General features: G+C 65.9%; 11 protein-coding genes. 8 read left to right on the top strand and 3 right to left on the bottom strand.

Annotated features, from left to right (window positions below; genetic code table 11):
* Nucleotide 1 precedes the first annotated feature (1 nt).
* From AB0J76_RS02640 to AB0J76_RS02650, 3 genes are read left to right on the top strand one after another with little or no spacing between them, the layout of a single operon-like run.
* A complete protein-coding gene (locus AB0J76_RS02640; RefSeq protein WP_352319149.1) occupies nucleotides 2–844 on the top strand; it encodes a hypothetical protein in 843 nt (280 codons plus the stop codon).
* A complete protein-coding gene (locus AB0J76_RS02645; protein ID WP_352319151.1) occupies nucleotides 841–1,800 on the top strand; it encodes a hypothetical protein in 960 nt (319 codons plus the stop codon). Before AB0J76_RS02640 ends, AB0J76_RS02645 begins: the two co-directional genes overlap by 4 nt.
* Nucleotides 1,797–2,348 carry a hypothetical protein gene (locus AB0J76_RS02650; protein ID WP_352319153.1) on the top strand — a complete coding sequence of 184 codons (552 nt, stop codon included), beginning with the start codon at nucleotides 1,797–1,799 and terminating at the stop codon, nucleotides 2,346–2,348. The genes AB0J76_RS02645 and AB0J76_RS02650 overlap by 4 nt, the downstream gene beginning before the upstream one ends.
* Nucleotides 2,349–2,422: 74 nt before the next feature.
* On the opposite strand, the gene AB0J76_RS02655 is transcribed toward AB0J76_RS02650, so the two are convergent.
* A complete protein-coding gene (locus AB0J76_RS02655; protein ID WP_352319206.1) occupies nucleotides 2,423–2,737 on the bottom strand; it encodes a transposase in 315 nt (104 codons plus the stop codon).
* Between the two features lie 198 nt (nucleotides 2,738–2,935).
* On the opposite strand from AB0J76_RS02655, the gene AB0J76_RS02660 reads away from it, so the two are divergent.
* From AB0J76_RS02660 to AB0J76_RS02670, 3 genes are all read left to right on the top strand, one after another.
* Nucleotides 2,936–3,181 carry a helix-turn-helix transcriptional regulator gene (locus AB0J76_RS02660; RefSeq protein ID WP_352319155.1) on the top strand — a complete coding sequence of 82 codons (246 nt, stop codon included), beginning with the start codon at nucleotides 2,936–2,938 and terminating at the stop codon, nucleotides 3,179–3,181.
* 197 nt (nucleotides 3,182–3,378) lie between these two features.
* A complete protein-coding gene (locus tag AB0J76_RS02665) occupies nucleotides 3,379–6,249 on the top strand; it encodes a hypothetical protein (RefSeq protein WP_352319157.1) in 2,871 nt (956 codons plus the stop codon).
* Between the two features lie 567 nt (nucleotides 6,250–6,816).
* The gene (locus AB0J76_RS02670) at nucleotides 6,817–7,953 is read left to right on the top strand and encodes an ImmA/IrrE family metallo-endopeptidase (RefSeq protein ID WP_352319159.1); all 1,137 of its coding nucleotides are present in this window, start codon (nucleotides 6,817–6,819) and stop codon (nucleotides 7,951–7,953) included.
* Between the two features lie 9 nt (nucleotides 7,954–7,962).
* Here the strand turns inward: AB0J76_RS02670 and AB0J76_RS02675 are convergent, their stop codons facing one another.
* Both AB0J76_RS02675 and AB0J76_RS02680 read right to left on the bottom strand, forming a co-directional pair.
* Nucleotides 7,963–8,403, bottom strand: a complete 441-nt coding sequence (locus AB0J76_RS02675) for a hypothetical protein (RefSeq protein WP_352319161.1) — start codon at nucleotides 8,401–8,403, stop codon at nucleotides 7,963–7,965.
* Nucleotides 8,404–8,765: 362 nt separating this feature from the next.
* A complete protein-coding gene (locus AB0J76_RS02680; protein ID WP_352319163.1) occupies nucleotides 8,766–10,406 on the bottom strand; it encodes a PD-(D/E)XK nuclease family protein in 1,641 nt (546 codons plus the stop codon).
* Nucleotides 10,407–10,833: 427 nt separating this feature from the next.
* Here AB0J76_RS02680 and AB0J76_RS02685 point away from each other — a divergent pair, with 427 nt between their 5' ends.
* Nucleotides 10,834–11,334, top strand: coding sequence for a hypothetical protein (locus AB0J76_RS02685; protein WP_364388552.1), 501 nt, complete (start codon nucleotides 10,834–10,836; stop codon nucleotides 11,332–11,334).
* 1,082 nt (nucleotides 11,335–12,416) lie between these two features.
* Nucleotides 12,417–12,755 (top strand): hypothetical protein, encoded by a 339-nt coding sequence (locus AB0J76_RS02690; RefSeq protein WP_352319167.1) that lies wholly within the window; start codon nucleotides 12,417–12,419, stop codon nucleotides 12,753–12,755.
* Nucleotides 12,756–12,848 lie beyond the last annotated feature (93 nt).

Genomic DNA, 12,848 nt, shown 5'->3' on the forward strand with positions numbered 1-12,848 from the left:
CATGAGCTTCACAGAACACGACGTTTACGAGTGCCGCCGCCTTATGAGCGCCTGCCGCATCAACCAGCTGGCGATCGGCGACATGCTGACGGCCGCGTGGGCCGACGGCGACACGCTCGGGAAGTTCTGCGAGCGGGTCGGCCTGTCGGTGACGACCGCCAAGCAGTGGCGGGCCACAGCGAAGGCGGTCACGCCGGACCTGCGCATGCTGCTGGAGACCTCCGGCGTCTTCGTCTCCTACAGCGTCTTGCGCGAGGGAACACGCATGATGGGCGGCCAGCCCATCGACCCCGGCTACGCCAAGCTCCGGCGATTGATCGACGACGCCAGGACGACGGGCGCCGATCGGGTCAACCACGCCACCTACCAGACAGTCTTGGGCACGGCTCCCTCGCTGGCCATCGTCTTGGATCCGCAGGCACGAGAGGCTGAGGAGGTCGTCGACTACGTCAGCGATATGAACAACAGCCCCAACCGCGACCTACTCGTCTCGGCGCTGCTCGCCGACGACGCCGTGACCCACGCCGAGCTGGAGGCCGAGTTCAACAAGCAGCGGGCCGAGCGAGAGGAACAGGGTGGCCAACAGCCTCCGAAGCAGCCCACGGGCAAGCCCGATCCCAGCGCCGCGCTGGTTGCTGATCTGCTCACCCTGGCTGCCCAGTCCGCACGGATCATCAAACGCCTTCCCAGGACAGTGCAACTGGACCTCGCGCAGCAGGCCAACGCGTCCGTCGCCTTGGACGACCTGGACGTCTTCACCACGAGGATCCGTCACATCGCGGCGATCCGCACGGTCAGCGTCCCGGCGCAGCGTCGCGCACCACGCCAAAAGGCGCGAGCGTGATGAGCCAGGAACCACCCGAGCCGACCATCGACGATGGCGAGGACGCCGTCGTCGCGGACATCGCCGAGTTCGTCAAGCTGGAGAGCAAGGGCCCGTGGGTGCTGGCCTTCCTCGTTGCCAGGCGGGTCGCGCCTGGGCAGGGTCATGGAGTCACTATCGAACAGCAGTCCAAACGTTTCGGCCGAAATGTTTACCGGCGTGTCAGCGCCAGCGAGTTCGCCCGCCGGGCCGGCACCAGCGCCAAGAGGGTCCTGGCGTTCTTGGATGCCTGGAATCGGCTGGCGGAGGAGGGTGTCGTTGACCATGCTGCCGACCTGCACCCGGACAAGGACGTCGAGCTCCCCGATACCTCGAAGTATCCCTTCTACGGCAAGAACGGCTATTACCGTAGCTGGGAGGCCACCAACCTCTCACCCAAACGGCGCGAGGCGGTTGAGGAAGAGGCGGAGAAGTCCGGAACTCGTCCTCCTGCCGTCGCCTACATCCTCAGTCATCCCAAGGCGGTTAAGACCGCTCTGCTGGCCGATGAGACGACACGAACGGCGGCACGGCAGGCCCTGGCGGAGTTCGACGCCCGTCAGGCCGCCGCAGATGCTGAAGACCGCGCCGCAGCCGCCAAGGTCACCAGCGAGCGGCATCGCGAACACGACGATGCCATCCGCGCAGAGCGGGACACCTACGCGACACAAGCCCGTGAAGCCAACGAGGGATCACAGGCCGAGGCGTCCATGGACGTCTTCAATGCCATGGCCGAGATCCGCATGGCTGCCTCGCGGGCGCTGGCGTTGCTGAGCAAGCAGCAAATTAACTTCACCATGGACCGCGCGGAGGCCATCGCGGAGCTATGTGATGGCGCCGAGGCGGCGATCGCCGCCGTCCGCGACATAGCCACCGGTGCTGCTCTGGACGATGCCGCGCTCGCGGCTTTCATGGATGAGAATGGAAAGTTCCTATGAGCCGACGCGGTGATGTGATGGGCTGGACCCGCGCCGAGACCGACGTCGCCGAGGTGACGATCTGGCTGCGCAGCAACCACGGCCGCGAACTCAGCTACACCGACATCGCCGCCGGCGTCGGCATCAAGAACCGCGCTCGCCTGCGGCGGGCCGTCAGGGTTGCCCGCGTGGTTGCAGCCAACAGGGGCGATCGCCTGGAACGGTTCATGCCGTCTACCGACCCCGCCCGGCGCGACGCTGGCCGGCGCCGGGTCTGGGTCACCCGCTACATGCGCTCGGGACACGGCGACGAGTTCAGCGCCCGCGACGCGATGTCGGCCGCACGCGCGGCGATGACCTCGGTCCAGGACATGCACCGCGCCACCACGTTCGAGGCCAACAACCTTCACTCGAACGCGCGCCAGGAGTTCGCCACGATGGCCCAAGCCGCCGATGAGTGCATCACGAAAGTGTCCGGCCTCGACAAGGTCGGCTCGCAGGTGGTCCGGACCGAGAACACCAGCCTGCTGACGCAGATGATCGCTGACCTAGAAGCCCGGCTGACCTAGCGCAAACCTGGCTGGCCGGGACTGGGGCTCTCCTGCTAGCGCCGGGCGTGATGAGCGGCGCGGCCGAGACGGGTTCACCAACTGGCTTCCGCGGCAAAGTACTTGACCGTGCGCCGCAAGATGTCCCGCTCGTGTTCAAGTTGCCGGACCCGGTTGCGCAGCTGTTTGTTCTCCTCCTGCGGATCCCGGCCGCCGATGTCCGGTGCGGTTGCCTTGCGGCGGTCCTTGCCGGGGCCGCCGCCCTGCTGTGCCTGCGCGGCTCGTACCCAAAGCCGCAGCGTCTCGCGATTGACTCCCAGGTCCTTGGCGACGTCGGTGAACGTTCGCGAAGGGTCGGCCATGTACGCGGCGACGCCGCTTGCCTTGAACTCCGGTGAGTAGGTCTTCATGCTCACGCGGTGACTCTCCTTGATAACGAGATCCCCTACGGCAAGATCCATCCGCTGACGCTTGTCCGGCGCGGGGGTATAGGCGGGCGTGGAACATCCTCATGCTGCAATGACGGCGAGTCCGCTCCCGGCCACCTTCCGTCATTTGTACCAACGCTGGTACAGATCTTTGGGGATCATGGACGCCACCGTGGGTGAGTGCCCGATCCGATCACGCCGCGCCTTGCTGAACTGCGCAGACAGTTCGGGCTCAGGCTGCGTGAGCTACGCGAGGCACATGAACTCACCCAGGAACAACTGGCCGAGTTGGCCGAGGTAGATCGCAAGACCATCAACCGGATCGAGAACGGCATGTACAGCCCACACCTCGATAAGGTGTTCCAGATCGCAGATGCCTTGCGAATCCCGGTGAGGGATCTGTTCGACCTGCGCAGCGTGCCATGACGGGCGGGTCCGACATGGAAGCAATCTTGAACGAGCATTCGGGCTGAACGAGCATCCTGCAAGACCTGCCGACTGCCGCGGTAGGGATGTGCTCTCAGGCGTGCCCCCCAGGAACCGGATGAAGCTCTCATGCGCACCCCGGCTCGTGGATGCACAAGACGGTAGGTTGGTCGTCCTGAAGTACTACTGAAGCGGGTATGGCGAGATCGCAGAAGGGCGTGCGGGTGGCCTCCAACCTGGAACAGTTAGGACCCATTGGCTTCCAGGATCTCGCAGCGGCGCTCGCCGTGCAGGCCTTCGGCCCGGGCGTTCAGGTGATGGGCGCCGGCCGCGACGGTGGCCGCGATCTGTACTTCAAGGGCCCGCTCGTCTGGCAACAAGCCGGAGGGCAGCCCGGTGAGGTCTGGGATGGGTACACGGTCTTCCAGGTCAAGCACAAGGAGCAACTGTCGGCGCGGCCCCAAGATGATGCGTCGTGGTTGTGGGGACAGGTCCGCAAAGAGCTCGAGACCTGGGCCGACCCCGCCAAGGGCAGGGACCCGGTCCCAGACCATCTCGTGGTCATCACCAACGTGCCGCTAAGCCCGGTACCGGGCTCTGGCGGCCATGACAGCCTCAACAACAACATTCGGAGCTACCTCAAGACGCTGGCCGATGACAGCCGCGATATCGGCGATGGCAGTCTGCGGAAGGCCAAGCTCGCCCGTCTATCACGGATGCGCAAGTGGCGCTTATGGGACGGCAACCAAATCCAAGCCCTGCTGAGTCTCTACCCTGGCGTACGGCAAGCGTTCCCAGGCTTCCTCACCGCCGCCGACGTGTTCGCCAACCTGGCCGAGGTAGCCGGGTCCCTGCCGCTTGACCGACTCGAGCCGGGGCTGCGCGCTCACGCCCGCACCACCTTGATCGGTGAAGGCACCATCTACTTCGACGAGGCCGGCAGCAGCGACGGCAAAGGCTTGCCCGTTCACCAGGTGGCCATAGACCTTCCTGTCACCTTCGACGGCGGAGCTGATCACGGCAGTGTGATTCAGCTCGTGCTTGAGCGGGGCGAGCACATACTGCGTCCTCGTCTCACCACCCGCCGAGGCCCGCGACACCTCATCGTGGCCGGCGCCCCAGGCAACGGGAAGAGCACCGTCTCCAAGTTCCTCGTCCAGGCCTACCGGGCTGCCATGCTCGCCGGAGCGAGCAACCTCAGCGGCGAACACCAAGCCGTGATCTCCGGTATGGAGGAGGCGCTGCAGCGGCTCGGTACGGCGCTGCCGCGTCATCGGCGATGGGCCATGCGCGTCGACCTGGCCGAGTTCGCTCATGAGCACGGAACTGAGGAAGACATCACGCTGATCCGCTACATCGCCGAACGGGTCTCCAAGCGTTCCGATCTCGGCAACGTCATGCCCAGCGCGCTGTCGGCGTGGATGCGCCGCTGGCCCTGGTTCCTGGTGCTGGATGGACTGGACGAAGTCACCGACCCGACCGTGCGCAAGCGGCTCATCGAGCGAGTCACCGAACTCGTGGCCACCGCCGAGGGCGATGACTGTGACTTGTTCGTCGTGCTCACCACTCGCCCCATCGGCTATACCGAGAACATCGCCCCCACCCAGTTCGAACGCATCGACTTGGACTACCTTCAGCCCGAAGAGGCCGTGCGCTATGGCACGCTGGTAACGACGGTACGACTGGGCAACGATCAGGACCGGATCGAAAAGATCGTCGCGCAGTTGCGAAAAGCGGCCGATGACGAGGCGCTACGCAACTTGCTGCGCACGCCGCTACAAGTGCTGATCATGACCATCATCCTCGGCGCCGCGGGCCGCCTGGCCCCAGATCGCTTCAGCCTGTTCTGGGGCTATTACGAGATCGTTTTCAGGCGCGAACGGGACAAGCAGACCAGCTTCAACCGGATCCTGCAGGAGTACGGGCTTCAGATCCAGCAGTTGCATGAACGCATCGGGTTCGAGCTCCAGGTCCGAAGCGAGTCCGGCGACCGGTCCAACGCCACGCTCACCCACCAGGAACTGGAGGACCTCACCTGGCAGGTGCTGCACGAGGCCGGCTTCAAACCTTCGGACGCCGACGCCGACCTCCGCACCAAGATCGTCACCGCTGCCACTCGGCGCCTGGTACTCATCGCACCCCGCGGCGACGAGGGCTACGGTTTCGACGTACGTTCCCTGCAAGAGCTCATGGCCGCGATGCACCTCACCACCGGCCCGCTGGACCTGGTGAGCCAGCGCCTGCGTACCGCAGCCGCCAGCCCGCACTGGCGCAACACATGGATCTTCGCCGCTGGCCGGTTATTCTCCACCCCTCAAGAGCACCAGCACCACGCGCTGGTCGAACTCGTGGAAACCATCGATGAGAGCGCCGAGGCCAGGCTGGGCAGCGTCGTCCCCGTCGGGCCCAGGCTGGCTCTTGACCTCATCGACGACGGGATGGCACGCTCGTGGCCGAAGTGGCGCGACCGCCTCGTTGCCTGCGGACTGCGCGTGCTTCAAGAACCTGAGCTGACACCCGCTGACCTCCTCACAGTCGTGCGCACCCTGGTGCGCTTCGCCAGCATCGGTGACGACCAACATCATGCTGTTGCCGAAGGGCTGCGCGATGCCCTCGCGGGTTCACCAGCCGCCCAGGCCACGGCGGAACGCTTTCAGAAGACGGTTCAGGATGTGGTCGAAGACATCGACGCACGGGCACGGACCCAGGGACTGTCAGAGGTTCGCCGGCGACCAAGCGCGAGCACACCAGGCATGCTGCTGGACGGCTGGACCGACTTCGAAGAGGAGATTCATACCTCCCCCTTTTCCAGGGACGTGCTGGTAAAGGTGACAGCTGCTGCAAACGCCATCCGCCGGATCAGCCAGAGCGGCGCGGACAAAGCCGCCGCCGCTGACGATTCACTCGCTGAAGTGGTCGCTACAGCACTCGAAGATGATCAGGCAGCCCGGGTTCTGGCATCGGCGCTGCACCATGTCGCGGCTCATGAACCCGTTCTCGTCGCAGTACTTCGAGACGAAGTCCTCCCCATTGTTCACCGTGCACCCGTTGGCGGACTCTTGCGGTAAGCCGACCAGTGTGACGAGCTCCGCCGCGATATGCGCGACCGCTCGTGCATCGTCTGCTGGCCGGGCACTCGAGCGCGCAACTCGTCGATCCGTCCGTGCCGTTCCACCCCGTCCCGAGGCGAGCTGCCGCGGCAGGCAGATATGGGATGCGGGCCTGGGGTCATTGGGTGGAGCGGGGCGGCAGTGTCGTCACACGTTGCCATCAAGACGCGACGGATGGTGTCACCTCGAGTCCTCCCGGCGCAGGCGTCGCTCCCGCAGAGTCGTTGGCAGCCTGGAGGGAGGGTTAGGCGAACGTCTGTGCGGGAAATGAAGGAATAAGGAGAGACGAGAGCACTTCGAACCGTAGTGGTGGGATCCCCGCTCGGGAGACCGATGTGCTGCCAGCATCTATGTGGCAAACGATATCTAGTGGTTATACAGCGTCCATCCTCTTTCCCCTCATACGTCCGGTTGTTGTCGGTGGCAACCTCTACTGTCGTACGTGGTAGCCGATACTCGGGTCGAGGGTCGCAGTGGCGGGTAACGTCAGAGCCTTCAAAGGTCGGGCAAGGCGAGGAGGAGCGTGTGACGAGGCAGGAGGTCCCCAGAAGCCCTGGAGGCCGGATCGCGCAGTTGCTAGAGCGTTCACCACAGGCGAGCGGCGTCCTCGCCCAAGCCTTGTCTCTCAGTTCGGAGTCGCTTGCTCAGATGCTGCGCCAGCCGGAAGGACTGTCGCTGAGCGAATTGGTGACAGCGGCTGATGTTCTAGATGTTCCCGTCACCTATCTGGCCGGGCAGACCGACGGGGCGCACAGTTTGGCTGTATCACTACGTCTGGGCCAGGCACAAGAGTCTGGCGTGCCCGAGCGTGCGCTGCAATACGCCCACATGCTGATCCGCCGGCTCACCCTCTTGGACTCCTGGCAGGGCAGGAGCCCGGGGGCACTGGATGAGTTGGGCGTCGACTACAGCCCGCTATACAAGGAGGCGGGCCAGCGCACGGCGGGGAAGGTCCGTGACGCCCTCGGCCTGGGCGATCAGCCGATCTCCGATCTAGTGGGTCTGGTCGAGAGCTGCGGCATCCCCGTCGCCTTTCAGCCTCTTCCCGACAACTTGCACGGCATCAATGTCCGCGATGACAGCAACGACCAGGTGCGGCGCGCCATCGTAGTCAGCAGCGGCGACTACTGGACGCGGCAGCGGTTCACCTTGGCGCACGAGTTGTGCCATGGCCTGTACGACGACGAAGGCCAGATCATCGTCGATGAAGTCGACGTTCCCCAGACCTTGCCTGAACTGCGTGCCGAAGTGTTCGCCCGCCACTTGCTGCTGCCGACGGCTGCGCTACGAAGGGAAGTAGAGGCGGCCCGGGCAAGGCAGGAGCACGCGCATGCGTTGCTCGTCCGGCTCATACTCACCTTCGGGGTCAGCCGGGATGTTGTGCTCAAAGCCTTGGTCGACGACGGGTTGGTGCCCCCCGCTGACAAACGCCTTGCGATGCTGGAAACGGCACCGGTGCGGGATCTGATGGCCCGCGCTGGCCAAGCGCAGACATGGCAAGAATTGTGCGAGGGGCAGGACGAGGCATCAGGCTCTCCCTGGCTGGTCGAACGCGCTGTCCAAGCTCACGGGGACGGGCTGCTCGATATCTCGGTGGTAGCCGAGCTCATGGGGGTAGAGGAGCCTGTGGTACGGCGCATGCTGACCGAGGCTGGTTGGTAGGCTCCCCGGCTAGCCCGCGTTGTCGCACGGAGTGCACACGCCGTCAGCACTGCTGCAGGCGAAGGCGGAGGCGTCTGCAGGTCGGGCCACGGTCGGTGGAGCAGAGACCTCGCAGGCGGATGTGAACAGCGTCATGCACTCCGCCGGAGACAGCTCCGGGTCAGCGCATGCGAACTCGGCCAGGACGTCGGCCGCGTGACGGGTGGGGATCTGGTAAAGCGCCGCGACCACGCTCGCGCCTCCGTCGTTCGAAAGCAGGACCTGTCGCGCTCCGGTGGTTTTCTGCTCCCGCGAGGCCAGGGCGATGAGCTCGGCTTCACCGCCGTGGGCCTTGTCCATGCCGCCAGGGAGGTTTTTGAGCGCTTCTCTGATGCGGTCCACCACCGGCAGATCCTCCGCAATGAGCTCAGGCTGCGGAAAGCGGCTTTTGCCCAGGAAGAACGCGGCCACGATGGCAGTGGCCGCTGTAGCTTTGCGCTGCTCGTGCGCGGTGGAGCCTCCTGGCCTGGCGTGACGTCGAATCTCGCGCTCGATTGTACGGGGCACCCGCACCCGACCTCCGTATTGGCGCACGAAGCGGCCTGCCACATGCTGGGCCACACCCAACGTCAACCAGATGCCGGTGTCGGGCCATACCGCGGCGTCGGACCAACCGCGCCGGGGATAGCCGTCGGCGGCCCTGAACGCGCTCCTGCTGGGCGGGGAAGGCCGCGGAGGGATAACGGGCCGCCGCCGCCGCGGCATCGACGCTGGTGTGGGCCTGGGGGGTGTGGTCACGTCCTCTAGCTTGGCAGGACTCCCGGGTCGCGAACTCAGAACGGAGGCAACTCATCGATCGCCATGCCGGCGAGACTCTCCAGGTCGACCCCACTGTTGTCAAGCGACACCCCCGGGCCTTCGCTGTCGGCGTCGGGACACCACTGGCGCACGGGACACCAGGTGCAGTGCGGGCCGGGACGGGACGCCCATGTCTCATCCCGATGCCACACCTCGACCGCCCGGCGAACGTCGCCGGCAGCCACCTGGGCGGTCATTGGGTGGTCACCATCCCATGACCACAGCTCGGCCCCATCCGGGGTCAGCAGTTCCAGCTCAACTCGGCCCGTCGCCACCTCATGATGTGCCATCAGACCGCAGGCCAGCATCCGCAGCAGGAAGGGAATCTGCAGATCCCGGCTGTAGGCCTCATCGCGGCCGTGCTCGGGAACAGCGGCGGCCGTTCTGACCTCGCGCAAGATCAGCTCTCCGTCACGCAGGAGCGCGAGATCCGGCGTCGTCACGACCACCACCTGAGCGTCGTGGTCAATGCCGTGGATGGCCTTCTTCACGCCGACCACCATGGTGCCCGGGACGTCGAGCGGGCAGTCCTTCAGGTGCTGCAGCAGGTAAGGGTAGGCGGCCGCGTACTCCTGCGAGGAAATGATGCCCTCGGCCAGCCCTAGGTCATTGCCAGGCTCCGGCAAGTCATCGCCGCGGCAGGCGGTTCCGCGCTCATGGGCGGCGCGCAGCCACAGGTGCACCGCCCGCCCACGAGCTTGCGGCTCGGTGAACTCGGTGTCCCTGGGCAGCTTCGCTTCCCGGGCCAAGAACCATTGAGCCGAGCACTGGCGGTATTCGTGCAGCTCGCGCGGTGTGACGGAGCGGAAGGCGATGCCGGGTCCCCGCTGACCGAGCATGCCGGTCACTGGCAGCAGGCTGTCGCAAGTGCCGGCGATCTTGCAGCTCGCGCAATCCCAGCCCGGCTCGGCATCGGTCTGTTCGATCACATGACGCAACCGGGGCATGCCAAGGGCTTGGAAGGCCGCCTGCGCCGCTTCGGGTGTGTCATCGAACAGCACGCTGATGCTGCCGTCGGCGGCACCGACCTCTACAGCTCTAATTCGAGCGGGACTGCTGCCGCGCAGCGCGGCCACATGGGCGGCGGTCACGCCCCACCGCAGATCCCCCTCGGTGGGAACCACGTGGGCGCGGCCCAGCCGATAGCGGCGAACCTCCCGGACATCCTGTTCTCTGGCATACACCGGCCCCCAGGCCGACAGTTGCTTGCCAGGCGGTCCGATCCTCGGGTCGTGCATGAGCAGCCGCAGCGGGCCCAGCTCTCCCTCGATAGAGTCGTGGGCGTCCAGCACGTTCTCCACCGCGTGCGCCAGAAAGGGGCGAAGCAGTCGGTGGACGTTGAGCGCGTCAAACTGCTGCTGCAGCCAACCCGCAATGGCGGAGGGGCCCAAGGCTTCTGCGGGTGCCGCATGAGCCTCCTTGATCAGATACACCAAGTCCCCGAGCGGGAAGGGGCGCTGCTTGCCCTTGAAGGGACTCCAACCCGCCGCAGCGACTTTGGGCCGCGCCTTGAGCGCCAGATGACGGCCGCACCCCTGACTGCCCGACAAGATCGTGGCAGAGACGTGCAGATTCGAGGCGTCACCGATCAAGTCGACGGGGAGACTCCAGGTCACTCCACGCACCTCCAAGCGCCCTGACACCTAGGCCGGCCCCAAGCGATGACCGAATTGAGTGGCGCCAAGGCGGCCTGTTGCAGCCGCACGCGGAGCCCAAAAGCACTACGGCTTTTCATAATGACGTCTCATGAGCACATCGCACGCTTGAATGGCGCAACTTCTGTCTCGTTCCAAATGTGACCTGGTCTTATTGCCCGTCCTGTGCGGGGGATCATGACAGCCCCGGCGGGCCGTCCGTACGAGGGACCATCGGGCGACACTCCCGCACCTCCACCTCGGTGAAGGAGGCCCCATGGTCGACGTGGCCAACTGGATCGCTGACCGCTACCAACGCCTCCAGGAGTGGACGCAGTAGCGGTTCGGCGAGGATCCGCGCGAGGCTGAGATCGCCAAGTACGCGGTTCTGGCCGTTCGCGTGGCAGGTGTGGCCCTCCTGGTGCTCGCGCTCTTCTGGCTGGCCGTCACCGTGCTGCTGGCCATCGTCGAAGTTGTGACCAACGGCGTGATCACCGGTGGGACGTTGGCACTGGAACGGGTGGCCGACTGGAAATTCACCGAGGTCGTTACCACGCCGGCGCACGCCTACATCACCGCCCACGCAGCCGGCCTGCCCATGGGAGCAGACGCCATCTGGTCGGCCTGGGCGTTGACCGGACCGATCCTGTGGCTGCTGTGCCGGCTGACGGGTTCCTCCTGGAGTGCTCGCCTGGCCTGGCTCCTGTACGGCGCCGCCACTGTGGCGATGGTCTACAGCGCCAGCCCCGTCAACGGGCGCATGCTGGCGGCCGGGATCACCGTCCTGTACTGGGGCGTGCTGTCAGTGTTCGCCCTGCGGGGCCTTCACCGCCGGCCCACCGTGCACGTCCAGTCGGCCCCAGCACTCACCACGGCGCTGGAGCAGCTGCGTACGCGCCTGGACGAGTAGTTCGGCGAAGTCCACGCACGCTTGACCAGCATGGAGGCCGCGGCCAACGACGAACTCGCCGCCCGCAGGACAGAACCACGTGATCACTGACCTGGCAGCCCCAGCGGTCAGCAGCTTCCGCGCGCAGGAGGATAAAAGTTCACCGTCCTTAACCGTCTTTAAGGGCCCTCCAGCAGCGGTTTCGCGACGGGTGCAGGCTGGTGGGGGAAAACTCACATCCGAGCGCTGTGACTGTCTGTGAGAGGTCCACTCCGATCCTCTAGGGTTCACCCTGGGATAGGAGACATGCCGCTTCCCTCGCCCATGCAGAACGTCCGGTCAGATCTGCCGGATGGCTTCGGCAGGGAAGGAGGTGAGGGCGTGGATTCCCGTCCTGACCGGGATCGGGATCGCTATGGGCGCATCACGGCATGCCTGGCAGCGATCAGGTTCGTGTTGTGGCTGGGCTGGCTCGTCTGGACCAGCAGTGATCACGATGCCACCCGCTGAGTCACCATCTGAGTGACCAGGGTGGCCGGGCCTCCTGCCGGGGAGTCAACGGGAAGTCGACCAGGCAGGAGGCCCGCCCACATCAGGCTAGGCGCACTCGGGCGCTTGCCCTGTCCGGCTGCGGTTTTTCCTTCACGCCGGGCCTATGAACTTGCCATCTTGACATACCCCTGTCCCTCCAATGATCAAAAAAACACGCATATCGGACCGCGCAAGAGATCATTTACGGCCTGCAGGGTGTGATTTTTCCTCCGTCGCGGTGAGCGACTGAGGCCGCTTCCGGTGATTCTGGTGGTGACGGCCAGCCGGAGCTGTAGGAGTTCCGGGCCGTAACGGTGTGCCGCCAGGACCGGAACCGAGTACGTGGGTCTTATCTGGCGCTCTCCCCGCCCGTCCGCCCCTCCTCCCGCGCTGCGACCGCCACGTTCGATGTGGTGGTGGGCTCTTCCTGCGGCGTTTCTGGTCGGTGCCGCGGCCTGGGGCGTCAGCGCCTGGCTGCTGCAGGATCTGGGCACGCTGCCCGTTCCCGAGCGGATCTCCGCCCGGAGGCCGTCCGTACCGCGCTGGCGGCCGGTGCCAGCGTCGGCGCCGCGGTGATGCTCCTGCTGGCCGTACGCCGCCAGCGACACCAGGAACTGGCCACCGCGCACACCACGCACGATGCTGCCGAACGCCGGGTGACCGAGCTCTACACCAAGGCCGTCGAGCAACTCGGCAACGCCCAAGCCCCGGTCCGGCTCGGTGGCCTGTACGCGCTGGAGCGCCTGGCCCAGGACACCCCGGCGCTGCGGCAGACGATCGTGGACGTGATCTGCTCCTATCTGTGCATGCCGTACACGCCGCCGCCGGAGGGGGCAGATCCGGCCGAGCCCGCCGTGCCGCGCGCCGCCGTCGCCGGCGTCTCCGCCCCGGCGACGGGCCGCGATCCGTAGGAGGAACGCCAGGTTCGGCTGACCGCCCAGCACATCCTGACCGCTCACCTGCGCTACGACGACTCCCCTGCCCCACGCCGCCGGTGGCCCTCC

Origin of the sequence: Nonomuraea sp. NPDC049624, from assembly GCF_040675255.1 — a bacterium.
In the GTDB taxonomy this organism is placed as follows: Bacteria; Actinomycetota; Actinomycetes; order Streptosporangiales; family Streptosporangiaceae; genus Nonomuraea.

What these genes read in the sequence shown, in the direction of transcription:
- AB0J76_RS02655 (WP_352319206.1), bottom strand. Translation starts at nt 2,737, where the DNA reads ATGAAGACCTACTCACCGGAGTTCAAGGCAAGCGGCGTCGCCGCGTAC.
- AB0J76_RS02650 (WP_352319153.1), top strand. Translation starts at nt 1,797, where the DNA reads ATGAGCCGACGCGGTGATGTGATGGGCTGGACCCGCGCCGAGACCGAC.
- AB0J76_RS02640 (WP_352319149.1), top strand. Translation starts at nt 2, where the DNA reads ATGAGCTTCACAGAACACGACGTTTACGAGTGCCGCCGCCTTATGAGC.
- AB0J76_RS02665 (WP_352319157.1), top strand. Translation starts at nt 3,379, where the DNA reads ATGGCGAGATCGCAGAAGGGCGTGCGGGTGGCCTCCAACCTGGAACAG.